This window comes from Nonomuraea sp. NPDC003707 (assembly GCF_053587055.1).
In genome coordinates this window covers 540608-564241 of record NZ_JBSFNK010000001.1, presented here as the reverse complement: position 1 = coordinate 564241, position 23634 = coordinate 540608, and the positions used below count along the sequence as shown (strand labels likewise).

Here is a 23634-nt window from a genome sequence, read left to right as displayed (position 1 = left end):
AAGCGCTTTCCCGAACCGTACGGCCGCCCCACCAACCCCGTCAAGTAGCCCCAACCCCCACACACCCGAAAACCCACCCCCCAAGCCCGGCACCCGGGCCCACAAGGGCACTCGGGCACGGTGCGTTCGGGCGCGGCGCCCGGGGGGTGCAAGGGCACTCGGGCACGGTGCGTTCGGGCGTGGTGCTTGGGCACGGTGCTCGGCCGAGCGTTCGGGCGCAAGGGCGATCGGGCGCGGTGTCCAGCCGGGCGTTCAGGCGCGAGGCGGGTGTCGGCGTCGTGGCGTTGGCGTTCTGCGGCGCGCAGATGCGTTGGCGGGGCCGTGCGCGGGCCAGGCCGCGGGTGTGCGACGCGCCCCGACCCTCCCGGGTTCGGGTGGGTCGGGGCGCGTCGCGGTGAGGCGCGAGGTGCTAGAGGTCGCCGCGGGTTTCGAGGCGGCCCAGGGCCTTGGTGATGGGCTGGGCCGTCAGGGAGAGCTGCCACTCGCGGGCCCCGAGCTCGCGCAGCCGCTCCGTCACCGTCTCCTCGGTGATCTCCTCCGGCGGCTCCCAGGTGAGCCGCCGGACCGCGTCCGGCTGGAGCAGGTTCTCGGTCGGCATGTGGTGCTGCTCGGCCAGCCCCGCCACCACCGCTCGCGCGGCGGCGAGGCGTTTGGCGGCGGCCGGGTCGCGGTCGGCCCAGCGGTTGGGCGGTGGCGGTCCGTCGCCCGGGGTGCTCGGCTGCGGGAGCTGGTTGTCCGGCAGTCCGCGGGCCCGGGTGACGGCGGCGAGCCAGTCGCCCATGTGGCGGCGTGCGCTACGCCCGGTGAATGCTGATATTTCGGTCAAGGCCTTCTTGGTACGGGGTCCCTCCAGCGCGGCGGTGACGATGGCCGCGTCGGGCAACACCCGCCCCGGCGCCAGGTCGGACTCCCGGGCGATCCTGTCGCGCATGGTCCACAACTCCCGCACGATCGCCAGCGCGCGTACGTTCCGGACCTTGTGGATGCCCGACGTACGCCGCCAGGGATCGGACCGCGGCACGGGCGGCGGCGTGTTGAGCACGGCGGCGAACTCCTCGCGCGCCCACTCCAGCTTCCCGCTGTCGGCCAGCTCCTGGTGGAGCACGTCGCGGAGCTCGACCAGCACTTCCACGTCGAGGGCCGCGTACCGCAGCCAGTCTTCCGGCAGCGGCCGGGTGGACCAGTCGGCGGCCGAGTGTCCCTTCTCAAGGCGCAGCCCGAGCACGGTCTCGACCATCGTGCCGAGTCCGACCCGCTCGTAGCCGAGCAGCCGCCCCGCCAGCTCCGTGTCGAACATCTCCCGCGGCCTGAACCCCACCTCGAGCAGGCACGGCAGGTCCTGGGAGGCGGCGTGCAGCACGATCTCCGCCTCGGCCACGGCCGCGTCGAGCGCGGACAGGTCGGGGCAGGCGATCGGGTCGATCAACGCGGTCCCGGCCCCGGCCCGGCGCAGCTGTACGAGGTAGGCGCGGTTGCCGTACCGATAGCCCGAGGCGCGTTCGGCGTCGACCGCCACGGGACCCTTGCCCGCCGCGAAACGCGAAACGATTTCAGTCAGCGCGTCGGCGTCCGCGATGACCGCTGGAATGCCCTCGCGCGGCTCCAGGAGCGGCACGACGGTACGTTCTTCTGTCACGAGTTCACCGACCTCATGACGCTTGTGCTGTCTTGACTGGTGCCCTCACTTCGTACGGTCACTCTCCGGATCATCACGGCGGCGGGGAAGGGCGGCCACGTCGGGCGGGAGCGGCGGGATCCCCGCCGCCAGGCACATGAGGTCGCACCAGGCGGCGACGTGGCCGGAGAGATCCTCCTGCGCGGGTGACCAGGACGCCCGTAGCTCGAGCTCGGTCGTGACCGGGTCTTCGGCTTTGTTGCCGAACCCCTCTGACACGGCTCTTGTCACGGTACCGCCAGCGGCGGAGTAGTCGGCTTGGTGGGCCTCCAGAGCTTCCGTCAGCCAGCTCCAGACGACCGGCCCGAGCAGCGGGTCGGAGGTGATCTCCGGCTCCATGTCGGCCCTGACGTAGGCCACCAGCCGGAACGGGCCCTCCCACCCGCGCTGGCCGTCAGGGTCGTAGAGCAGGATCAGCCTGCCCACCGCGAGCTCTTCGTCGTCGCGGTAGACCGACGCGCCGATGGCCGACGAGTAGGGGGCCAGCCGCTGCGGAGCGGGCAGTTCCTCCAGCTCGATCTCCGGCCTGACCTCGGTCAACCGCATGCTCTCCGCCGCGCGCGTGAACGCCGCGGGCGGAGGAGGCTGGTCACTGAGTGTCATAGCGGAAGCGTAGGTCGAAGTCGGACGGAAGGGGACCACAGGGGTGCTCATCCTTCGTGATCAAGCCGCTGCCGTAACCAGCTGGCGAACCTGTCGGACGGACTCGGCGGTGCCGATGACGATCGCGTGACCGCACTCGACGCAGGCCCACTCCGGGCAGTGGCCGGGCTCGTGCCCGTCGAGGCACGGCGGCTGCTCGAACAGCCGCTCGCCGGCACAGGACAGGCAGCGCTCATTGCGGCGCTCTGGGGAAGTCCACAACGCGGTAGTCGCACGAGTCATCGAACCGGGGCCTTTCTTCGGGTCGTGGCTCCGACGTTGGCACGAGCCGCTGACATTTCCCCGCAACGCGCTCGGCGTGTCCCGAAAGTGGTCTCTGAATCGATGCCGCGCGGGGGGTTGGTGAACATTTGGCCCAGTCGAGACCGGCACTCTGGCCGGGCATGGGGTGTGTTCGACCCTCGTGCGATGCCGATGCCGAGCAGACCGGTAAACCTTCATCTGGCTATCTGATCATGACTTGGGGTGTTCGATCGATGTTTTTCCGACACCTCGCGCCAGTGTCGGGACCGCCGCCCTGCCATGGCACCCTTGTGGGGTGAACCTCGCCGACTCAGCGTTCCTGCGTGCCTGCCGCCGCCAGCCCGTCCCGCACACCCCGGTCTGGTACATGCGCCAGGCCGGGCGGGCGCTGCCGGAATACCACAAGGTCCGCGGGGGCGTGCCGATGCTCACCGCCTGCGCGAGGCCCGATCTGATCGTCGAGATCACCATGCAGCCCGTGCGCCGCTACGGCGTGGACGCGGCCGTCTTCTTCAGCGACATCGTCGTCCCGCTCAAGGCCATCGGCGTCGACCTCGACATCAAGCCGGGCGTCGGCCCCGTCGTGGCCGACCCGATCCGCGACGCCAAGGGCGTCGACGCGCTGCGCCCGCTGGAGCCGGACGACGTGCCGTACGTCACCGAGGCCATCCGCGCGCTGACGGGCGAGCTGGGCGGCACGCCGCTGATCGGCTTCGCCGGGGCGCCGTTCACGCTCGGCTCCTACCTGATCGAGGGCGGCCCGTCCAAGAACCACGACCACACCAAGGCCATGATGTACGGCGAGCCGAAGCTGTGGCACGCGCTCATGGAGCGGCTGTCCACGATCGTCCTCGAGCACCTGCGCATCCAGATCGCGGCGGGGGCCTCGGCGGTGCAGCTCTTCGACTCCTGGGTGGGGGCGGTGGCGCCGGCCGACTACCGGGAGTTCGTCCTGCCGTACACGCGGCGGATCTTCGAGGGCGTGACGGACGTGCCGCGCATCCACTTCGGCGTCGGCACGGGCGAGCTGCTCGGCGTGCTCGGCGAGGCCGGGGCCGACGTGGTGGGCGTGGACTGGCGGGTGCCTCTCGACGAGGCGGCCCGCCGGGTCGGCCCCGGCAAAGCGCTCCAGGGCAACCTCGACCCGGCCGTGCTCCTGGCACCCTGGGAGGTCGTCGAGCGCAAGGCACGCGAAGTGCTGCGCCAGGGCCGGGCGGCCGAGGGGCACGTGTTCAACCTGGGGCACGGCGTGCTGCCCTCGACCGACCCCGACCAGCTCACGCGCCTCACCGACCTGGTCCACGAGGCGAGCGTCACCGGCTGACACCCGGCCGCAGATTCGAGGCCTGTCCCGCAGCGCGCGGGGCAGGCCTTTTCGCATGTCACGAAATGTTTCCCGGCGCGTCACTAGACCTGGATCATTCATTATCTTGTATAGTTCGTGTTTATGAAGACCACCGCCGAGGAGCTGCGCGGTGTAGGCCTGAGAGTGACGGCCGCCCGCGTCGCGCTGCTCGAGACCGTCCGGGAGGGCGATCACCTCGATGTCGAGGCGATCGCCTCCGGGGTGCGCGACCGTGTCGGCCATGTCTCCCTTCAAGCCGTGTACGAGGCCCTGCACGCGCTCACCGCAGCGGGGCTCGTACGTCGCATCGAACCGGCCGGCAGCCCGGCCCGGTTCGAGGGACGCATCGGCGACAACCACCACCACGTCGTGTGCCGCTCGTGCGGTGTCGTCGCCGACGTCGACTGCGCGGTGGGCGAGGTGCCCTGCCTGACCGCGTCCGACGCCCACGGCTTCACGATCGACGAGGCCGAGGTCATCTACTGGGGCCTGTGCCCCGCATGTTCCACCGCCCGCAGTTCCTGAGCACCGTGATCTAGTCCGGAAGGATTCCCATGTCTGAGAACCATGATGCAATCGTCACTGACGCGAAGGCGGAAAGCGCAGGCTGCCCGGTCGCGCACCAGCGCGCCCCGCATCCGACTCAGGGTGGCGGAAACCGCCAGTGGTGGCCGGAGCGGCTCAACCTGAGGATCCTCGCCAAGAACCCCGCCGAGACCAACCCCCTCGGCCAGGAGTTCGACTACGCCGAGGCGTTCAAGAGCCTGGACCTCCCGGCCGTCAAGCGGGACATCGCGGAGGCGCTGACGACCTCGCAGGACTGGTGGCCGGCCGACTTCGGTCACTACGGCCCGTTCATCATCCGGATGGCCTGGCACAGCGCGGGCACGTACCGGATCAGCGACGGCCGCGGCGGCGCCGGGGCCGGGCAGCAGCGCTTCGCCCCGCTCAACAGCTGGCCCGACAACGGCAACCTCGACAAGGCCCGCCGCCTGCTCTGGCCGGTCAAGAAGAAGTACGGCCAGAAGCTCTCGTGGGCCGACCTCATGATCCTCGCCGGCAACGTCGCCCTGGAGACGATGGGCTTCGAGACCTTCGGCTTCGCCGGCGGCCGCGCGGACGTCTGGGAGCCTGACGAGGACGTCTACTGGGGCCCCGAGACCACCTGGCTCGGCGACGAGCGCTACACCGGCGACCGCGAGCTGGAGAACCCGCTGGGCGCGGTCCAGATGGGCCTCATCTACGTCAACCCGGAGGGCCCGAACGGCAACCCCGACCCGCTGGCCGCGGCCCGCGACATCCGTGAGACGTTCCGCCGGATGGCGATGAACGACGAGGAGACGGTCGCCCTGATCGCCGGCGGTCACACCTTCGGCAAGACCCACGGCGCCGGCCCGGCCGACAACGTCGGCGCCGACCCCGAGGCCGCCCCGATCGAGGCGCAGGGCCTCGGCTGGAAGAACAGCTTCGGCACCGGCAAGGGTGGCGACGCGATCACCAGCGGTCTCGAGGGCATCTGGACGAACACCCCGATCACCTGGGACAACAGCTTCTTCGAGATCCTGTTCGGCTACGAGTGGGAGCTGTTCCAGAGCCCCGCCGGCGCGAACCAGTGGCGGCCGAAGGACGGCGCGGGCGCGGACACCGTCCCCGACGCCCACGACGCGTCGAAGAGCCACGCTCCGACGATGCTGACCACCGACCTGTCGCTCCGGTACGACCCGGTCTACGAGCCGATCTCGCGGCGCTTCCTGGAGAACCCCGCCGAGTTCGCAGACGCCTTCGCCCGCGCGTGGTACAAGCTGACCCACCGCGACATGGGCCCGATCGTGCGCTACCTCGGCCCGGAGGTCCCGTCCGAGACGCTGCTGTGGCAGGACCCGCTGCCCGCGGTGACGCACGAGCTCGTCGACGCCGCCGACATCGCCGCCCTCAAGGGCCAGGTCCTGGCCTCGGGCCTGTCGGTGTCGCAGCTCGTCTCCACCGCGTGGGCGTCGGCCGCGTCCTTCCGCGGCAGCGACAAGCGCGGCGGCGCCAACGGCGCGCGCATCCGCCTGCAGCCGCAGAGCGGGTGGGAGGCCAACGACCCCGACCAGCTGGCGGCGGTGCTGGGCACCCTTGAGGGGATCCAGAAGGCGTTCAACGGCGCCCAGACCGGCGGCAAGCAGGTCTCGCTGGCCGACGTGATCGTGCTGGCCGGTGCCGCGGCCGTGGAGAAGGCCGCCAAGGACGCCGGCTTCGACGTCCAGGTGCCCTTCACGCCGGGCCGCGTGGACGCCGCGCAGGAGCAGACCGACGTCGAGTCGTTCGCCGCGCTCGAGCCGGCCGCCGACGGGTTCCGCAACTACCTCGGGAAGGGCAACCGGCTGCCGGCCGAGTACCTGCTCATCGACCGGGCCAACCTGCTTACCCTGAGCGCTCCCGAGCTGACGGTCCTCGTCGGCGGCCTGCGCGTCCTGGGTGCGAACTACCAGCAGTCGCAGCTCGGTGTCCTCACCGCGACCCCCGGGGCGCTGACCAACGACTTCTTCGTCAACCTGCTCGACCTGGGCACGACGTGGACGGCGACGTCCGAGGACGCGAACACGTTCGAGGCCAAGGATGACGTCACCGGTGCGGTCAAGTGGACCGGCAGCCGGGCCGACCTCGTCTTCGGGTCCAACTCCGAGCTGCGCGCGGTCGCGGAGGTCTACGCGAGCGACGACGCGAAGGAGAAGTTCGTGACGGACTTCGTCGCGGCGTGGGACAAGGTCATGAACCTAGACCGGTTCGACCTGGTCTGATGATCGACGTCCGGGCCGGCCCACGACGGGCCGGCCCGGACGGCGTACCCGGCCCCAGTAACCGGCCTCAGCACCGGCCTCTGGGCGGTCAGGCCGCCTCGGGGCCGGGGCCCGGCGGGGGCGTGGGGACGGTGGGACGCCTGACGCGATTGCGCCGCGCCAGGTAGATCACCAACGCGATCAGGGGCAGCGACGCGATCAGCCACGGCAGCAGCGCGCCGAGCACCGTCAGCGCGATCTTCGTGAACGACACCAGCGCCTTCCAGCCCGCCTTCAGCCCGCCCAGGAAACCCGCGGGCTCCTCCTCGGGATCCTGGACCTCGGTGACCGGCCCGACCAGCCGGAGCGTCAGCGTGGCCATGGCGACCTGCGTGGTCAGCTCCTTCTGCTGCGCCTGCAGCGACTCCAGATCCGCCTCGCGCGTGGAGATCTCCCGCTCCACCTGCAGGACCTGCCCGATCGTGTCGGCCTTCTTCAGCAGCGTACGCAGCGAGTCCAGCGACTGCTGCGCCGACTTGAGCCGGCTGTTGACGTCGGCCATCTGCATGGTGACGTCCTGGGTGCCCTGGTTCATGGACAGCTGCTTGCCCAGGTCCTTGCCGAGCCGGCCGAGCACCTCGGCGTACTTGTCCGGCGGGACCTTGAACTCCAGCATGGCCGTGTCCTCGCTGTCACTGGCCGAGCTGGTCTCCTCCTTGGACAGGTAGCCGCCCGCCGACGTCACGATCTGCTTGGCCTGCTGCACGGCGGCGGTGACCTGCTTGGCCCGCACGGTCATGCTGCCGGTGTAGATGACCTGGCGGTCCTGCTGGGTGAGCTTGACGTTCGAGACCAGCCCGCCGTCGTCCTTGCGCTGGGGTCTCGGCTGCTTGCCGACGTCCTGTTCTGCCTGATCCGGCGCCGCGGAGGCCACGGCCGGTGCGGCCGCCTCGCCGCCCGCGTCGCTGGTGAGGATGTTCGAGCGGCTGCCGCCGCCGCAGCCGGCCAGGAGCAGGGCTGAGCAGGCGGTCGCGAGTGCGATTCCGTACCGGATTCTCCTCATGCCCATAAGACGGACGCGAGATAGCCCCGGTTTGACGGGATGAATCACGTTAAGGTCACTGCGTTTAGGGAGGCAAGGCGCTGAGGCGGTAGCGTCTGGAAGCGTGGAAGGGAATCGGGCCCACGTGGTCGTCATCGGCGGGGGGATCTCCGGTCTCGCCGCCGCGTGGTATCTCCGCCAGAGCGGGGGCAAGCGGGTCAAGGTGACCGTGCTGGAGGGCGCTTCGCGCATCGGCGGCAAGCTGTACGCCTCGGAGGTCGCCGGGGTGAGCGTGGACGCGGGCGCGGAGGCCATGCTGGCCAGGCGGCCCGAGGGCAAGGAGCTGGCCGGAGCGGTGGGGCTCGGCGACGACCTGGTCTTCCCCGGCACCGCCGGCTCGGCCATCTACAGCAGGGGCACGCTGCGGCCGATGCCGAAGGGCCAGGTCATGGGCGTGCCCGCCGACCTGACCGAGCTGGCCAAGTCCGGCATCGTCTCGCCCGGCGGCCTGCTGCGCGTGCCGCTCGACCAGATCCTGCCGGCGACGCTCGTCCGCACCGACGTGTCCGTGGCCGCGTACATCCGGGCCAGGATGGGCGCCGAGGTCGTGGAGCGGCTGGTCGAGCCGCTGCTCGGCGGCGTCTACGCGGGCCGGTCCGACATGTTGTCGCTGGAGGCCACGATGCCGCGCGTGGCGGCGGTGGCGCGCTCCGAGCGCTCGCTGCTGACCGGGGCCAGGCAGCTCGTCGAGGAGGCGCCGAAGGACGCGGGGCCGGTCTTCACGACCCTCAAGAACGGCGTCGGCAGCCTCGCGGAGGCGGTCGCCAAGGCGTCGGGCGCGGACATCAGGACCGGCGTCACCGTACGCGAGCTGCGCAGGACCGGCGACGGCTGGCAGCTCGTCACCGGCCCGGTCCCGAGGCCCGAGGTCATCGAGGCGGACGCGGTGATCGTGGCCACGCCGGGGCCCGCGGCCTCCCGGCTGCTCAAGGCCGAGGTGCCCAAGGCGGCGAGCGAGCTGGCCAGGATCGAGTACGCCAGCATGGCCATCGTCACGCTCGCGTACCCGATCGACGCCTTCCCCGAGCCGCCCGCCTCCAGCGGCTACCTGGTGCCGCCCGTGGAGGGACGGGCGGTCAAGGCGGTCACATTCAGCTCGGTCAAGTGGCCGCACCTGGTCAAGGACATGGTGATCCTGCGCTGCTCGATCGGCAGGGTCGGCGAGGAGCACCTGCTCCAGCGGGACGACACCGAGCTGGTGTCGCTGGCCGCCGCCGAGATGGCCGACGTGATGGGCACCAGCGGGCTGCCGCTGGACACCCGGGTCACGCGCTGGGGCGGCGCGCTGCCGCAGTACAACGTGGGTCACCTCGACCGGGTGGCCAGGGTGCGCGCGGCGGTGGCCGTGCAGCCCGGGCTGGCCGTCTGCGGCGCCGCGTACGACGGGATCGGCATCCCGGCCTGCATCAGCACGGCGCGTACGGCCGCGGCCCGGATTCTGGACCACCTGTCCCCGAGAGGACAATAGAGGCTATGACAGAGGCAGCCCCGCGGCCCAAGGCCCGCGATCTCAACCAGGTGATCCGTTACACGATGTGGTCGGTCTTCCAGGTCACCGAGCCGTGTCCCGCCGACCGCGAGGGCCTGGCGGGTGAGGTCGAGGAGCTGCTGGACCAGGCCGCCGGCAAGGGCGTCGTGACCAGGGGGGTCTACGACGTGGCCGGGCTGCGGGCCGACGCCGACTTCATGTTCTGGTGGCACGCGCCCACCGCCGAGGACCTGCAGGACGTCTACTCCAGGTTCCGGCGCACCGAGCTGGGCCGCCACAGCAGGCCCGTCTGGTCGGCCATGGCGCTGCACCGGCCGGCCGAGTTCAACAAGTCGCACATCCCGGCCTTCCTGGCGGAGGAGGAGCCGCGGGCCTACGTGAGCGTCTATCCGTTCGTGCGGTCGTACGAGTGGTATCTGCTCGAGGACTCCGAGCGCCGGGCCATGCTGGCCGAGCACGGCAGGATGGCGCGCGACTATCCCGACGTGCGGGCCAACACGGTGGCGTGCTTCTCGCTCAACGACTACGAGTGGATGCTGGCGTTCGAGGCCGACGAGCTGCACAGGATCGTCGACCTGATGCGTACGCTGCGGGGCGCCCAGGCCCGCCGCCACACGCGCGTGGAGATCCCGTTCTACACGGGCGCCCGCAAGCCGGTGCGGGAGCTGATCGCGGCCCTGCCCTAAGGTGCGGTGGTCGCGGTGCGGTAGAACTCGGCCGCGGTGACGGTGGCGGGGATGCCGAGTTCGGCGGCGACCGCGGTGATCGCGGTGGCGCCGACGGCGAGGTCGGCTTGGCCCTCGGTGGTGAAATACGGGGCGATGAACGTCTCGTAGTGGGCTCGGGCCTCGTCCGCGGTGTGCCGGCCGAGGAACGTCCGGATGTGCCGCACCGCGGTGTCGGGTTCGTCGTGGATCACCCGCAGGGCGCGCCGATGGGCTCGTACGACGGCCTGGACCGCGGGGTCGTCCGGAGGGATGCGGGTGGGATCGACGGCCACCCCGACGGTGGGGATCTGGAAGTGGTCGCCGACCCAGGCCGGCACCTGCCAGCCGTTCTCGGCGGCCACCGCCTCCGGTGCCATGGTGCTGCCGACCAGGGCGGCGTCGATCCTGCCCTCGTGCAGCCGGCGCAGGTCCATGCCGTAGTCGCCGGGCTGGCGGACGACGGCGCGGATGTCGAGGTCCGGGTCGAGGCCGGCCCGGCGCAGCACGATCCGGGCGAAGCACCCCGGTGCGGTCTGCGGGGCGTGCACCGCGACCCGCCGACCGGCCAGATCGGCCAGGGAGGTCAGACCGGCGCGGGCGAGGAACCAGAACAGCGGGCGGTGGGTGTTGACGTTGAGCGCGACCCAGGGCACGCCGTCGGCCAGCCGGGACAGCAGCGCCCGGCCGAGCCCGATGGTGGCGACGTGGCGCAGCCGCTCCTCGTCCCAGGAGCAGCCGTCGCGCAGCGCGACGTGGACGCCCTCGTCGGCGTAGTAGCCCTGCTGGTCGGCGATGTAGGCGACCAGTTCCTCGTGCAGGCCGCGCCCGACGTAGGCGAGATCGATCGTGTACATCAGTACATGGCCATCCCGCCGTTGACCGCGGCCGTGGTGCCGGTCATGAAGGCGTTGTCCTCGCTCGCGTAGAAGGCGACCACTTGGGCGACGTCGCCCGGGTGCGCCAGGCGGCCCAGCGGGGTGGCGGCCACCTGCCGCCGTACGAGCTCCTCGTCGAGCACGTTCGCCATCCGGGTGTCCGCGACCGGGCCGGGCTCGACGACGTTGACCGTGATGCCTCGCGGGCCCAGTTCCTGGGCGAGATAGCGGGCGAACTGCGCCAGTGCCGCCTTGGCCGTGCCCAGCGCGACCATGCCCTCCCGGGGCCGGCGGCTGAGGCCGGTGCCGAGATAGATGATGCGTCCCCAGCTCTGTTCGGTCATGGCGGGCAGGACGGCCTTGGTGACCGTGAACGCCGCGCGCATCTCGTCGTCGAGCTTGCCGCCCAGCTCCTCCCATGTCATGTCCTGGAAATGCTTGATCACATATGGGGTGAGCGCGTTGTGCACGAGCACGTCGATGCCGCCCCACGCCGCCTCGACCTGCCGGATCATGCGCCCGACCGCCGTCGCCTCGCGTACGTCGGCCTGCGCGGCCATGGCCCGGCCGCCGGCGGCCTCGATGCCGGCCACGACCTCCTCGGCCGCCCTGGCGCTGCGGAGGTAGTTGACCACCACGCGCATCCCTCGCGCGGCCAGAAGGCGTGCGGTGGCCGCGCCGATTCCGCTGCTGGCCCCCGTCACCAACGCCACCCTGCCGGTTGCCTCAGCCACGGGCCCACCCCCTGCCCATCCTGCGGCCTGGACTGTCCCTGCTCTTCCTTGCTGCCCACGGGGCCGTCCGGATAACGGCAGAAAGAGCGAGGCCGAAGTTGGCGATCCAGGCGACTTGATCTATCCGCTTTGTCACAATCAGGGAAATCCTCTGTTCGTACGGGCAGCTTGCGGTGGCACGTTCCAAGGCACGTTCCAAGGCACGCTCCATGGCGGGGTCCGGGGCGGCGTCCCACGGTGGCGGGGAGGGCGGGGTGATGGGTGGATCGGGAAAACGGGGGAGCCGGCGGCGCGGGGCAGGCCGTCATGTGGCGACGCGCTCGCGGCGGCGCGGTCTGGGCCGGCGGTGGGCGGTCGGAGCGGTCGGGGCCGTGGCGCTGGCCGGCGGTGTGGCCGCGGTGCTCGGCGCGAACGGGACCTTCGGCGGGGCGCTGACCGCCGCCTCGTCCCAGCAGGCGCGACCGGCGCCGCAGGCTCGGGTGGAGCCGGAGAACGGCTCCGCGGCACTGCCGGGAAAGGGCGGCGGCACCACCAGCGCGGGGGTGAGCGCGGAGGTCAGGACGCGTGAGCTGCCGAAGTCGGAGCCGCCGTCCCAGGCCGCTCCGAGCCCGGGTGCGGTTTCTCCCGGTACGGTCGAGCAGGGGCTGGTGCCGGGCACCACCGACGCGGAGGACCTGCTGGCGGGCGGTCCCGACCCCGGCGAGGCGGAGGGGTACAAGGCGAACGGCCCGTCGCGGCACACCGATCAGCAGGCGGCCGAGTATTTCCGTACGCACTGGGGCCCGGACGACAAGGCGCTGAAACGCCTCAAGGACATCCGCACGGTCGGCGGATATTTGCGCATTTACACGGATCTACCGGAAACGGCGGGGAACTCGTCCCAGGCGATCACGCTGTGCGAGCGCGGTCTGGCGTACCTGCGCGCGAGGGGCGTGGCCCATCCGGTCGTGTTCGTACAAGCCGAGTTCGGCGAGAACGGCAATCCCGTGCTCGCCAACATCCTCGGCCCGTCCGACACCAGCTGTCGCGTCACCCACCCCGCCCCTGACTAGCGGACCCGGACGCGGGTCTTGGCGCACACCTCACACCGTTGCGTCACGACCCGCCCGATGGCCTCAATCGTCACCCAGCGATGGCGCAGATGGACAAAGCGCACACAAAACTCCTACCCGAGGCAGGTGATCAGTACGCGCTGTCGCTGGCCGATCACCCCTTGGGTTCAAGCCTAAGGGAGATCGAGTTGATGCAGTAACGATCGTCGGTCGGAGTGGGATATCCCTCTCCGTGGAACACGTGCCCCAGATGCGAGTCGCACCGCGCGCACCGCACCTCCGTACGCACCATTCCATGGCTGTGATCCTCGATCAGCCGGACCGCGTCGGAGTCGCCCGGCGCGAAGAAGCTCGGCCACCCGCAGTGCGACTCGAACTTCGTGTCCGACCGGAACAGCTCCGCCCCGCACGCGCGGCACGAGTAGACGCCCTCCGCCTTGGTGTCCACGTATTCGCCCGTGAACGGGCGCTCGGTCCCGGCCTCCCTGAGGACGTGGAACTCCTCAGGCGAGAGCTGGACCCGCCACTCGGCCTCGCTCTTGACCACCTTCTCCATGCGTCCAGCGTACGAGATCGGAGGCGATGAGAGATCAGGCAAAAAGAGATCTTCGCAGGCTGAAGCATCTGTTCTGGGGTGAATTCGCGTCTTTGTAGGCAAGGGGGTGTCATCGCCTCCTGTCAGGGGTGAGATCATCCGCAGATCCCGCCAGGCGGCACAGCCCACGCCCGTGCTGGAGCCGCTGGGGATCGCCACGGCCGGCCGGGTGGCGCGCCAGCGCCCGGAACGGCGGCGGGTGATCTAGCGGCTCGTCCCGTCGAGCCCTCGGTCCCGCCACCGAGGCGGCTCCGGGACGGGCCCACCTCGGCCATGGCACGCGAGGGAAGGCAACGGCACCGAAGCGACCGAGCCCGCCTCCGCGAAGTGGAGGCCATGAGCACGCGAGGGAGCGCCCTCCACGAGTGGAGAGTATGTTCGGTGCATGGCATCGCCGTACATCGAGCTGCAGGTGGGGGAGCGGACCGTCAAGGTCACCAACCCCGACAAGGTCTACTTCCCGGAGATCGGCGCCACCAAGCGGGAGCTGGTCGAGTACTACGTGAGCGTCGGCGAGGGTGCCCTGCGCGCGCTCAAGGACCGGCCCACCAACCTCAAGCGCCACCCCGACGGCGTACAGACCGAGGCGATCTATCAGAAGCGGATGCCACCCAAGCACCCCGACTGGCTCCAGTCGGTGACGGTGCGGTTCCCGAGCGGCCGTACGGCGCAGTCGCTGCGGGTCACCGAGGTGGCGGCCATCGCCTACGGCGCGAACCTCGGCACCATCGACTTCCACCCCTGGCAGGTGCGGGCCTCCGACGTCGAGCATCCCGACGAGCTGCGCGTCGACCTGGACCCGCAGCCGGGCCTGGACTTCGACGCCGCCCGCAAGGCCGCGCTGCTCACCAGGGAGGTGCTGGGGGAGCTGGGGATGACCGGGTTCGTGAAGACGTCGGGCAACCGCGGCGTGCACATCGCCGTACGCATCGAGCCGCACTGGGACTTCATCCAGGTACGTCACGCCGGCATCGCCCTGGCCAGGGCCGTCGAGGACCGGGACCCGGGGCTGGTGACCACGGCGTGGTGGAAGGAGGAGCGCGGGGAGCGGGTGTTCATCGACTTCAACCAGAACGCCCGGGACCGTACGATCGCCAGCGCCTACTCCGTCAGGGCCCAGCCGCACGCCCCCGTCTCGGCCCCGCTGACCTGGGACGAGCTGGTCGACGCCGAACCGCGTGACTTCGACATCCGTACGGTGCCGGCCCGGTTCGCCGAGGTGGGCGACGTGCACGCGGCCATCGACGACGTGGCGTACTCGATCGAGCCGCTGCTGGAGCTCTACGCCAAGGACGACCGGGGCGACATGCCGTACCCGCCCAACTACCCGAAGATGCCGGGCGAGCCCATGCGCGTGCAGCCGAGCCGGGCCCGGAACGCCGACTAGCGGACGAGGTGGTGCGGGGCGAGTTCGCGGATCTCGCCTCGCCGCATGTAGACCACCCGGTCGGCCAGGCCGTTCTGCTCGATGTGGTGGCGGAAGTCCTCCAGCGGTGAGCTGAAGGCGGCGTAGTCGTCGTAGTGCACCGGTACGACCGCGTGCGGGTTGATCAGGTCGCACCACGACGCGCCCTGCTCGCCGTCCATCGTGACGAGCAGGAGGCCGAGCAGCCGGGCGCCGCCCAGGTGCACGATGGCCAGGTCGACGTCGGGGAAGCGGCGCGGGATCGCGTCCAGGCGGCGGTCGAGCAGCGTGTCGCCGCTGATGTGCACGGTCAGCTCCAGCCGTTCGTCCAGGTTGCGGAACTCCAGCATCGTGCCGATGACGGGCGGCAGCAGCGCCTCGGCCGGACCCGGCGCGTGCTTGGCGGGCAGCGCGGTGATCCTGACCGTGCCGTGCGGGCCGCGTAGCTCGTGCGTGTGCCATTCCTCCAGCCCCACGCTGCGGCGGAAGCCCTGGAGCCGGAGTCTGCGGGCCGCCGCGGTCGTCGTGACGATCACCGTGCCCTTGTCCAGTTTCCTGCGGGCGACCCGGTCCCAGTGGTCACCGTGCAGGTGCGACAGCACCACCCCGTCGAGCGGCGGCAGGTCCTCGATCTCCAGGGCCGGGTCGGTGAGGCGGCGTGAGGACAGGCCGTAGCCCAGGTACGCCCGCTGGCCCCGGTGCAGGAAGTTGGGATCGGTCAGCAGCGTGAGGCCGTTGTAGCGGATCAGCGTGGTCGCGTTGCCGATGAACTGCAGGCTGCCTTTCACCTCGGCTCACCCCGGGTACGGCGAGCGCTGGTCGGGAGGCACGCCTCCGCCCTTGCCGCCCCCTTTGTTGCCCTTGTCCGTGGAGTGCGGATGGTCGGCGCGCCTGGCGCCGCGCTGCTTGTCGGAGACGAGGTGGGTGGACTTGAACTCGGTGGGCGATTTGCCTGATCTGCGAATCTCGGGCTGCTGTGGATTGCTCATGGCATTTGTCCCCCTTTATGGGGTTATTTCCTGCCACGTTGGGACGTGCTTAAACCCTCCGTGTCTGGCTGGTTTCACTTCGATCACATTACTTGACTCGTTATCTAATAATTCGCAAGGCTCTCTTGTGTATCGGGGGCGACAACCGATTCTGGAGCCTTCTCTCATGGCAAAAGCCCGACATCTCGCGGCGCTGGTGGCCGTCTTCGTGGTCGGAGGAGTGACCTTGGCGGCGGGCCCGTCCCACGCGTCCGCCCGCACCGGTCCCGACCTGCCGGTTGACCTACCGGTCGATCTGCCCACCTGCCTGCTTCCGCTGCCGCTGCTCTGCGACGAGCAGCCCGAACCCGAGCCTGAGGAGCCGAGCCCGCCGCCCTCCGCCGAGCCCGATCCCGGCCGATCCTGGCCGGGGCCGGAGGAGTCCGCCCAGCCGTGGCGGCCCGCGGCCGAGAACGAGCACCGGGTGCCGAGGGGGCACCCGGAGACCGGTGGCGGCGGGCTCGCCCCGGACGACCCGATGTGGCCGTTCGCGCTGGGCGGGGTGGCGCTGCTGACGGGCGCGGGGCTGGCCGGAGCCGCAGTACGACGCCGCAGAGGTGTCGCCTAGCTTGGCCACAGCGGAAACCCCGAGCCGGGACCCATCCGCGCGCCGGGACCTGGGCGGTGGCCGGAGGTCCGGGCAGCGGGGCATGCTGGTCGTGGCCGGTGCGGTGTCGTTGGCCGGGGCGTTGCTGGTCGGGCTCGGGCTGAGCGGCATCGTGGGTGGGGAGCCCGCGCCGGAGCCCGTCGCCGCCACGCGGCGCGGACCCGTCGAGGGCGCGGCCCCGGTCACCGGCCTGCCGCTCGGCAAGGTGGCCGCGCCCATGCGGGCCGCCAAGCCGACCGCCGTCTACATCCCGTCCATCGGCGTGGCCGCCTCGCTCATGGAGCTGGGTCTGGACGCGGCGGGCGTCATCGAGAACCCGCCGTTCGACCCTCCGGACCTGGCCGGCTGGTACCGCTACGGCCCCGTGCCCGGCCAGCGCGGCGCCGCCGTGATCACCGGCCACCTGGACACCAGATCCGGCCCCGCCGTCTTCGCCAACCTCAAGAACGTCAAGCGCGGCGACCAGGTGCAGGTGCTGCGTGCCGACCGCTCGGTGGCCGTGTTCGTCGTCGACAAGGTCGAGCACACGCCGAAGCGCAGCTTCCCCGTCAAGAAGGTGTACGGCAGGCTCGCCTATCCCGGGCTGCGGCTGGTGACCTGCGGCGGGACGTTCGACCGGCAGGCGCACAGCTACCGGGACAACACGATCGTGTACGCGCACCTGGCGGCGCCGTACTACCCCAAGAGCTGATCAGGGGTCTCGCGGCAGGCCGAGGGCGCGTTCGGCGATGATGTTGAGCTGCACCTCCGTGGTGCCGCCGCCGATCGTGAACGCCCGCGTCGCGAGGATCATGCGGTTCCAGCGGCGGCTCGCCGGGGCCAGCGACCAGCAGAACTCCGAGATCGCCTGAGCGTGCCGCATACCGAGCAACTTCCGCACGCTGGACGCGGTCGCGGCGTCCACGCCGGACAGCTTGGAGAGCGTCACGCGCAGGCCGAGCGCCGAGATGGCCTGGCCCTCGGCCCACAGCCGACCCGCTTGCTCGCGTTGCGACTGCCGGAGCGGGGGCAGCGTCGCGATCAGCTCGGCCATGTCGGTGTGCTGTGAGCCGGGGCCCCAGGAGTCGCCGAGCGCGACGCGTTCGTGGGAGAGCGTGTCGCGGGCCACCCGCCAGCCCTCGTCCACCGCGCCGACGACCAGGTCGTCCGGTACGAAGACGTCGTCGAGGAAGACCTCGTTGAACACCTCGTCCCCGTTGATCTCCTTGAGCGGCCTGACGGTGACCCCCTGGGACGCCATGTCCACCAGGAAGTACGTGATCCCGTTATGTTTCGCTTTTTCGGGAGAAGTCCGGGCGAGGCAGATGCCCCAATGGGCGAACTGCGCGAGGGACGTCCAGATCTTCTGACCCGTCAGCGACCAGCCGCCCTCCACCCTCGTGGCCTTCGTCGCCAGCCCGGCCAGGTCCGACCCGGCGCCGGGCTCGCTGAACAGCTGGCACCACACGATCTCCCCGGTGAACGTCCTCGGCAGGAACCGCTCCTGCTGCTCCCGCGTGCCGTACCGGACGATGGAGGGGACGGCCCAGGCCGCGATGCCCAGGTTCGGCCGCTTGAGGTCGCGGAACTCCTGGTGGATGATCACCTGCTCCAGCGGCGAGGCGTCCCTGCCCCAGGGCCTGGGCAGGTACGGCATGATCCACCCCTCCCTCGCGAACCTGCCCAGTCGCGCCAGTGGCTCCTCGGCCCGCAGCGACTCGGCCTCCACCCTGATGGCGTCCCTGACGGCGGCCGCCTCCTCGGGCAGGTCCGGCTCCATCGCCCGCCGAACCCCGGCCGCCGCCAGCCCGGCCACCTCCTCGGCCCACGGTCCCGGGTCGCCGGCCAGCATGCGGTCGGACAGGGCCCGGCGGTAGTAGCGGTGCGCCTCGTGCTCGAAGGTGTAGCCGATGCCGCCGAGCACCTGGATCGCATCCGCCACGCACCGCACGGCCGCCTCGGTCCCCAACACCCCGGCCACCCCCACCGCCAGCCTGACCTCGCCCCCGACCCCGCCCCCGGGTGTGGCGTCCAGGGCTCTGGCGGCGTCCCATACGGCGGCGCTTGCCTGTTCGAGGGTCACGAGCGCGGCGGCCACCCGGTGCTTGACCCCTTGGAACTGCCCGATCGGCCGCCCGAACTGCTCGCGTACCTTGGCGTACTCGGCCGCCGTCCGCACGGCCCACGCCGCCACGCCGCACGCGTCCGCCCCCAGCAGTACGGCGGCGAGCTCCCGTACCGGCACCTCGCCGAGCACCCGGTCGGCGGGCACGGTGCGCGCGGCGACGGAGCAGAGCGGCCGGTCGAGGTCGACGCCGTCGGCGGGCTCGGCGACGACGTCGGCACGGTCGAGCACCGCCCATCCCCGGCCGTCCACCGGCACGAGGAAGAGGTCGGCCTCCGGAGAGCCCAGCGCCAGGACGGGTCCCGGGTCGCCACCCTCGGCGGGGAACGCGACGGCGGCGGTCATGGACCCGTCGGCGAGCCCCGCGATCAGCGACGCGGCGGTCACGGCGCCTCCGGTCGGGTGGGCTGGTCCGGGCCAGGTGAGTGCGGCCGAGGTCAGGACGGTCGGCAGGTACGCGCCCGGGACCCGCCGCTCACCCAGCGCCTCCAGCGCGACGCACAGCTCCAGCAGCCCATACCCCTGCCCGCCGCACTCCTCGGGCAGATGCAGCCCCAGAATCCCCTGCCCCGCCAGAGCCGCGTGCTCGGTCGTGCGCGTGGCGAGCCCCCGTACGGAGTCGGCCAGCGCCTGGTGTTCCTCGGTGGTCCCGATGCCCATACGTCCGAACCTAGAAGATCATTCGGTCGATGGCCAGGAAAACCAGACGGCCAGGAAAACCATTGGCGGCCGCCGGACTCGCCCCGCTAATCTCCCTGATGTCCTGACGATGGAACTCATGATCTGGGGAGGGGTGGATTAATGCCTGGCACCGCGCCTTGCGCGCCTCGTCGTGCCGTGGGCGGATCCTGCCTCTGAAACACCACCTCTGACCGGCCGGACCGCCTGCCGTACCAGCATGCCCGCATACACCGCGAGGCTCGCTCGGCGCTCTCTTGCTGCCTTTCGACAAAGTCATTCCGGCAAGGAGTACCCAGGTTGTCCACCAACGGCAAACCTCGTTCCATCGTGAACACCGACACCTTCCCGTGCGTGCGCTGTGGCCTGACCGTGGCCGTGACCGCACCGGACGGCACCCGCCGCAACCACTGTCCGAGTTGCCTGCACTCGCAGCACGTGCTCGACCGTGCGGAAGGCGGCCCCTCGGAATGCGGGGCGCGGATGATCCCGATCTCGATCGCGGTCCTGCGCACCGGCGACTGGATGCTCATCCATCGCTGCACCCGGTGCGGTGAGCTGACGTCCAACCCCATCTGCGGGGACGACAACCAGCTCATCCTCATGCGCATGGCCGTACGGCCGCTGGCGCAGCCGCCGTTCCCGCTCGAGGCGTTCGGCGGTCTGTGACATGCCCAGGAGGAATCCGGTCCGGGACAGGGCCCGGCAACGCAAGAAGGCGCATCACCCGGACGCGTTCCGCTGTGTCTCCTGCAGGCTGGACGTCCCGATGATCGCGCCGGGCACCGCCCACCGTAACCACTGCCCGCACTGCCTGACGAGCCTGCACGTCGACCACCGGATCCCGGGGGATCGCCGCGCGGCCTGCCGGGGCAGGATGGCGGCGCTGAGCATCACCGTCCGGCCGGACGGGGAGTGGCTGATCATCCACCACTGCCAGTCCTGCGACGAGCTCAGCGCCAACCGCATCGCGGGCGACGACAACGCGCTGGCCCTGCTCCGCATCGCCATGCGCCCCCTGTCCGCGCCCCGCCTCCCCCTGCCCGCCTGGGCGGGGTAAGCGACCCGAGGGCCGTCCGGGGTGACCCCCGGACGGCCCGATATGCCCCGGACGGACATCGGGTCAGCGCAGGCGGCCGTCCTGGTGGAGGTCGTCGAAGATGATCTGGTCCACGGGCGCCACGCGGTCGCGGTCGGCGTAGGTGAGCCAGACCACCTCCTCGATCTCGCTGCTGGGCGTCGGCGTCCCCTCGTGGTCGGCGGTGTAGCAGGTCATCTTCACGATCACGCCGTCGGCGTGGCTGTCCGCCTGAGCCTGGTACGTGCCCAGGTGGACGGCGGTGGAGGGGACGATGGCGACCGACAGCTCCTCGTCGATCTCGCGGACGAGGGTGTCGAGGTCGCTCTCGCCGGGTTCGCGCTTGCCGCCGGGGAGGTAGTAGACGGTCTTGCCCCGTGACCGGGTGCTGAGGATCTTGCCGTCCGCCAGGTGGATCCACGCGATCTTGTCAATCATGCCGACCATCATGCACATATCCATCCGCATTTAGCCCCCTTGGAGAGTCATCGGATGGTTGGTCATTTCCTGCGACCGCGCGGCTTACATACGTCATCCCCGCAGAGATCTCTGGCACTCCCGAGACAGAGAAAACCACACCCAGAGCGTTCTCGCCGAGCCTCGCAATCTCGCGCTACCTGCGACGATGTCTCAGGGGAAGCGGAGATTCGCGTCATCGGGGCACGGAATCCCTTCCGAGTACATGCAAAGGCAGGAGTACGTGGACATTGAGGCGGAGATCCGCGCTTTGAAGCTCCGCATCGACGCGTTCGAAGCGATCGTGCGTTCCGGTGACGCAGATTCTGACGACTACAGCCATGCCCACCTGCGAACGGGGAGACGTACACGCGCGAAAGGCTCGAAGATCACCTCGGCGGACATCGCCGTCGCCGAGATGCGGGCCGAGATCGCGGATGTTCAGCTGGAGATCTCCCAGGACTTCGCGGCCCTGGGCGACGAACTGACAGGTCTTCGACGGCAGACCAACGATCAATTCATCTCCGCCCGCGCGGAGATCCTCGGGGTATTCGACTCCCTGCGGCACGACATGGTCGACCTCGGCCGCAGGCTCGACCGGTTGCTGGAGACCCGCAACGCATAGACGGGGGCGCGGCCAGGTCTCGCACCTGGCCGCCACTCCCGCCCGCGAGGTCAGTCCCCGAACTCCAGGTGCAGGGCCCGGGTGAAGTCGGAGATCGCCTCCTCGTGGCGGTCCGCCTCCTGCAGGATCTCCCCGCGTACGCGGAACGCCCAGATGTACTCGGGATCCAGCTCGATCGCCCGGTTCAGATCGCTCAGCGCCGCCTCGTTGTCGCCCAGCTCGCTCAGCACCGCCCCCCGGCTGCCATAGGCCCGGTCGTTCTCGGGGTCCAGCTCCACCGCGCGGCTCAGGTCCGCCAGCGCCTCCTCGTACCGGTCGATCATGCGGTACGCCTCGCCCCGCCGGCTCAGCGCGCGCACGTACTCCGGGTTCGCCTCCAGCGCCTTCGTGTAGTCCTCGATGGCCTCGGCGTAGAGGTGCATGCGCTGGTACAGGTCGCCCCGGGCGGCCCAGGAGTAGGGCAGGTCCGCGTTCAGAGCGATGATCTTGGCGTGTTCCTCCAGGGCCTCGTCTAGGCGGTCCAGGTCCACCAGGACGTCGGCCTTCGCCTCCAGGATCCACAGGGAGTCGGGGGAGAGGGTGAGGGCGTGCTCGAAGTCGGTCATGGCCTCGTCCAGGCGGCCCATCGCGGCGTACGTCTGGCCCCGGGAGCCCAGCGCGTACGCGCTGTCCGGCTCCAGCTTGAGCGCCTCGTCGAAGTCCTCCAGGGCGGTCTCGTAGCGTTCGATGACGCGATGGCTCTCGCCGCGCAGCCGCCAGGCGCGGGCGTTGTCCGGTACTAACGCGATCGATTCCGTCAGATCCGCGATCGCGGCGTCATACCTCGACAGGGCGATGTACGATTCGGCGCGACTGCGTAGTACGGACGCACGGGACTGCGCGGCTGCGTCCGGCAGCTCGGATTCGTCCTTGATCCCCTCGCTCATGAGGCGTAAATCTATCCGACTAAATCTGGATTATGGCCGCCTTTTCGCGGGTGTACTCGAGGACCGAATCGTGCCCGTACCCGCTGTCCTTGACGCCCCCGAACGGGAGGCCGGGCGGCATCTGCCGGAACGTGTTCACCCACACCGTCCCGCTCTGCAGATCGCGCACGAAACGGTGCGCCCGCCCCAGGTCACGCGTCCAGACGCCGGCCGCCAGGCCGTAGCGGGAGTCGTTCGCGATCTCCAGGGCCTCCTCGTCGGAGGAGAACGGCATGGCCACCGCCACCGGGCCGAAGATCTCCTCCTGGCAGAGCCGGAGCGAGTTGTCCGTGGTCGTGTAGAGGGTGGGGGAGACCCAGTAGCCGCCCGGCAGGCCGGGCACCACCTCCGCCCCGGTCCGCCCGCCGAAGAGCAGGCTCGCCCCCTCCTTCTCGGCCAGCTCCAGGTACGACCTCACGTGCTCGTACTGGGCCGAGGAGACGATCGGGCCCATGGTCGTCCGCAGGTCGAGCGGGTCGTCCAGGACCAGCTCGGCGCAGATGCGCGCGATGCGCTCCAGCAGCTCGTCCCAGATCGAGTGGTGGATGAGGATGCGGGAGCCCGCCACGCAGACCTGCCCGGCGTTGCCGGTGTAGACGGAGTTCACGGTGACGCCCTGGGCGGCCGCGTCCAGGTCGGCGTCGGGGAAGACGATGTTCGGGGACTTGCCCCCGAGCTCGAACGTCAGCGGCTTCAGCGCGTCCGCCGACGCCCGGGTGATGGCCTGACCGGTGGCCGTCGAGCCGGTGAGGCTGATCTTGGCGACGTCGCGGTGCCGTACGAGCGCGTCCCCCACCTCCTCGCCCAGGCCGCTGACGATGTTCAGCACCCCGGGCGGGAACACCTCGGCGAGCAGCTCGCCCAGCCGCAGCACCGACGCGCTCGCCTGCTCGGCCGGCTTGACGATCACCGTGTTGCCGGCCGCCAGCGCGTACGCCGCCTTGGCCGAGAACGTGGAGATGGGTGAGTTCCACGGGATGATGCAGACCGCCACCCCGTACGGCTCCCGCCGTGTCAGCCCGAGCGTGTCCGGGCCGAGGATGACCGTGTCGCCCTTGGCCGCGTCCAGGCACTGCCCGGCGGCCAGCTGCCACAGGTACGCCATCCCGGGCAGGTCCTTCTTCAGCGTGTCGCGCAGGATGCGGCCGTTGTCGCGCGTCTCCAGCCTGGCCAGCTCCTCGGCGTTGCGGGCGAACACCTCCGACACCTTGCGCAGGTAACCCGCTCTGGCCAGGGCGGGCAGCGCCGACCAGGCGGGGAAGGCGCGCCGGGCCGCCGCCACGGCCGCCTCGGCGTCGGGCGCCCCGCTCGCCGGGATCCGCGCCCACACCTCCCCGGTCGCCGGGTTGACCGAGTCGAGGGTTCTGCCGTCGCTTGCGGGGACCAGCTCGCCGCCGACGAGATTGCGATAGTCAGACACGGACCAAGCATATGCTTGCTTGTCAT

At 70.6% G+C, this 23634-nt stretch carries 25 protein-coding genes; 13 read left to right on the top strand and 12 right to left on the bottom strand.

Annotated elements, in window-relative coordinates; genetic code table 11:
• Positions 1–409 precede the first annotated feature (409 nt).
• Both ACWDRB_RS02630 and ACWDRB_RS02625 read right to left on the bottom strand, forming a co-directional pair.
• The gene (locus tag ACWDRB_RS02630) at positions 410–1636 is read right to left on the bottom strand and encodes an HRDC domain-containing protein (protein ID WP_449891569.1); all 1227 of its coding nucleotides are present in this window, start codon (positions 1634–1636) and stop codon (positions 410–412) included.
• A gap of 45 nt (positions 1637–1681) precedes the next feature.
• Complete coding sequence (locus ACWDRB_RS02625) at positions 1682–2278, bottom strand: DUF3000 domain-containing protein (RefSeq protein ID WP_350722757.1); 597 nt, start codon at positions 2276–2278, stop codon at positions 1682–1684.
• Positions 2279–2900: 622 nt separating this feature from the next.
• Here ACWDRB_RS02625 and hemE point away from each other — a divergent pair.
• The 3 genes from hemE (at position 2901) to katG (ending at position 6709) form a co-directional block, all read left to right on the top strand.
• Positions 2901–3905, top strand: coding sequence for a uroporphyrinogen decarboxylase (gene hemE, locus ACWDRB_RS02620; protein ID WP_449891771.1), 1005 nt, complete (start codon positions 2901–2903; stop codon positions 3903–3905).
• Between the two features lie 123 nt (positions 3906–4028).
• Positions 4029–4451, top strand: coding sequence for a Fur family transcriptional regulator (locus tag ACWDRB_RS02615; RefSeq protein WP_357730872.1), 423 nt, complete (start codon positions 4029–4031; stop codon positions 4449–4451).
• 29 nt (positions 4452–4480) lie between these two features.
• Positions 4481–6709, top strand: coding sequence for a catalase/peroxidase HPI (gene katG, locus ACWDRB_RS02610; RefSeq protein ID WP_449891568.1), 2229 nt, complete (start codon positions 4481–4483; stop codon positions 6707–6709).
• An 88-nt stretch (positions 6710–6797) separates the two neighbouring features.
• On the opposite strand, the gene ACWDRB_RS02605 is transcribed toward katG, so the two are convergent.
• On the bottom strand, positions 6798–7751 hold the full coding sequence (locus ACWDRB_RS02605; RefSeq protein WP_449891567.1) for a DUF4349 domain-containing protein: 954 nt from the start codon (positions 7749–7751) through the stop codon (positions 6798–6800).
• A 103-nt stretch (positions 7752–7854) separates the two neighbouring features.
• On the opposite strand from ACWDRB_RS02605, the gene hemG reads away from it, so the two are divergent.
• Both hemG and hemQ read left to right on the top strand, forming a co-directional pair.
• Positions 7855–9258: a protoporphyrinogen oxidase gene (gene hemG, locus ACWDRB_RS02600; protein ID WP_449891566.1), complete on the top strand. Its 1404-nt coding sequence runs from the start codon at positions 7855–7857 to the stop codon at positions 9256–9258.
• A 5-nt stretch (positions 9259–9263) separates the two neighbouring features.
• Complete coding sequence (hemQ, locus tag ACWDRB_RS02595; RefSeq protein ID WP_350722748.1) at positions 9264–9965, top strand: hydrogen peroxide-dependent heme synthase; 702 nt, start codon at positions 9264–9266, stop codon at positions 9963–9965.
• Here hemQ and ACWDRB_RS02590 read toward each other — a convergent pair.
• Complete coding sequence (locus ACWDRB_RS02590; RefSeq protein ID WP_449891565.1) at positions 9962–10840, bottom strand: ABC transporter substrate-binding protein; 879 nt, start codon at positions 10838–10840, stop codon at positions 9962–9964. The two genes, hemQ and ACWDRB_RS02590, sit on opposite strands and share 4 nt — an antisense overlap.
• A complete protein-coding gene (locus ACWDRB_RS02585; protein WP_449891564.1) occupies positions 10840–11595 on the bottom strand; it encodes an SDR family NAD(P)-dependent oxidoreductase in 756 nt (251 codons plus the stop codon). The genes ACWDRB_RS02590 and ACWDRB_RS02585 overlap by 1 nt, the downstream gene beginning before the upstream one ends.
• A gap of 308 nt (positions 11596–11903) precedes the next feature.
• Here ACWDRB_RS02585 and ACWDRB_RS02580 point away from each other — a divergent pair, with 308 nt between their 5' ends.
• Positions 11904–12647, top strand: coding sequence for a hypothetical protein (locus tag ACWDRB_RS02580; RefSeq protein ID WP_449891563.1), 744 nt, complete (start codon positions 11904–11906; stop codon positions 12645–12647).
• Between the two features lie 154 nt (positions 12648–12801).
• Here the strand turns inward: ACWDRB_RS02580 and msrB are convergent, their stop codons facing one another.
• Positions 12802–13203, bottom strand: coding sequence for a peptide-methionine (R)-S-oxide reductase MsrB (msrB, locus tag ACWDRB_RS02575; RefSeq protein WP_350722740.1), 402 nt, complete (start codon positions 13201–13203; stop codon positions 12802–12804).
• A 106-nt stretch (positions 13204–13309) separates the two neighbouring features.
• Here msrB and ACWDRB_RS02570 point away from each other — a divergent pair, with 106 nt between their 5' ends.
• Both ACWDRB_RS02570 and ligD read left to right on the top strand, forming a co-directional pair.
• Positions 13310–13450 (top strand): hypothetical protein, encoded by a 141-nt coding sequence (locus tag ACWDRB_RS02570; RefSeq protein ID WP_350722739.1) that lies wholly within the window; start codon positions 13310–13312, stop codon positions 13448–13450.
• 177 nt (positions 13451–13627) lie between these two features.
• On the top strand, positions 13628–14629 hold the full coding sequence (gene ligD / locus ACWDRB_RS02565; protein WP_449891562.1) for a non-homologous end-joining DNA ligase: 1002 nt from the start codon (positions 13628–13630) through the stop codon (positions 14627–14629).
• Here the strand turns inward: ligD and ACWDRB_RS02560 are convergent.
• Both ACWDRB_RS02560 and ACWDRB_RS02555 read right to left on the bottom strand, forming a co-directional pair.
• Positions 14626–15435 carry an MBL fold metallo-hydrolase gene (locus tag ACWDRB_RS02560; RefSeq protein WP_449891561.1) on the bottom strand — a complete coding sequence of 270 codons (810 nt, stop codon included), beginning with the start codon at positions 15433–15435 and terminating at the stop codon, positions 14626–14628. The two genes, ligD and ACWDRB_RS02560, sit on opposite strands and share 4 nt — an antisense overlap.
• A gap of 6 nt (positions 15436–15441) precedes the next feature.
• Positions 15442–15636 (bottom strand): hypothetical protein, encoded by a 195-nt coding sequence (locus tag ACWDRB_RS02555; RefSeq protein ID WP_364239536.1) that lies wholly within the window; start codon positions 15634–15636, stop codon positions 15442–15444.
• Between the two features lie 166 nt (positions 15637–15802).
• Here ACWDRB_RS02555 and ACWDRB_RS02550 point away from each other — a divergent pair, with 166 nt between their 5' ends.
• The gene (locus ACWDRB_RS02550; protein WP_397365162.1) at positions 15803–16243 is read left to right on the top strand and encodes a hypothetical protein; all 441 of its coding nucleotides are present in this window, start codon (positions 15803–15805) and stop codon (positions 16241–16243) included.
• Between the two features lies 1 nt (position 16244).
• On the top strand, positions 16245–16973 hold the full coding sequence (locus ACWDRB_RS02545; protein WP_449891560.1) for a class F sortase: 729 nt from the start codon (positions 16245–16247) through the stop codon (positions 16971–16973).
• On the opposite strand, the gene ACWDRB_RS02540 is transcribed toward ACWDRB_RS02545, so the two are convergent.
• The gene (locus tag ACWDRB_RS02540) at positions 16974–19046 is read right to left on the bottom strand and encodes an acyl-CoA dehydrogenase (RefSeq protein WP_449891559.1); all 2073 of its coding nucleotides are present in this window, start codon (positions 19044–19046) and stop codon (positions 16974–16976) included.
• A 318-nt stretch (positions 19047–19364) separates the two neighbouring features.
• On the opposite strand from ACWDRB_RS02540, the gene ACWDRB_RS02535 reads away from it, so the two are divergent.
• Positions 19365–19733 (top strand): RNHCP domain-containing protein, encoded by a 369-nt coding sequence (locus tag ACWDRB_RS02535; RefSeq protein ID WP_350722726.1) that lies wholly within the window; start codon positions 19365–19367, stop codon positions 19731–19733.
• Position 19734: 1 nt separating this feature from the next.
• Complete coding sequence (locus ACWDRB_RS02530; protein ID WP_449891558.1) at positions 19735–20124, top strand: RNHCP domain-containing protein; 390 nt, start codon at positions 19735–19737, stop codon at positions 20122–20124.
• A 63-nt stretch (positions 20125–20187) separates the two neighbouring features.
• Here the strand turns inward: ACWDRB_RS02530 and ACWDRB_RS02525 are convergent, their stop codons facing one another.
• Entirely contained in the window at positions 20188–20580 is a 393-nt protein-coding gene (locus ACWDRB_RS02525) for an NUDIX hydrolase (protein WP_350722724.1), read from the bottom strand.
• 262 nt (positions 20581–20842) lie between these two features.
• Here ACWDRB_RS02525 and ACWDRB_RS02520 point away from each other — a divergent pair, with 262 nt between their 5' ends.
• Positions 20843–21223, top strand: coding sequence for a hypothetical protein (locus tag ACWDRB_RS02520; RefSeq protein WP_350722722.1), 381 nt, complete (start codon positions 20843–20845; stop codon positions 21221–21223).
• A 50-nt stretch (positions 21224–21273) separates the two neighbouring features.
• On the opposite strand, the gene ACWDRB_RS02515 is transcribed toward ACWDRB_RS02520, so the two are convergent.
• Both ACWDRB_RS02515 and ACWDRB_RS02510 read right to left on the bottom strand, forming a co-directional pair.
• On the bottom strand, positions 21274–22149 hold the full coding sequence (locus tag ACWDRB_RS02515) for a tetratricopeptide repeat protein (RefSeq protein WP_350722720.1): 876 nt from the start codon (positions 22147–22149) through the stop codon (positions 21274–21276).
• A gap of 19 nt (positions 22150–22168) precedes the next feature.
• Complete coding sequence (locus tag ACWDRB_RS02510; protein ID WP_363965808.1) at positions 22169–23608, bottom strand: aldehyde dehydrogenase family protein; 1440 nt, start codon at positions 23606–23608, stop codon at positions 22169–22171.
• Positions 23609–23634 lie beyond the last annotated feature (26 nt).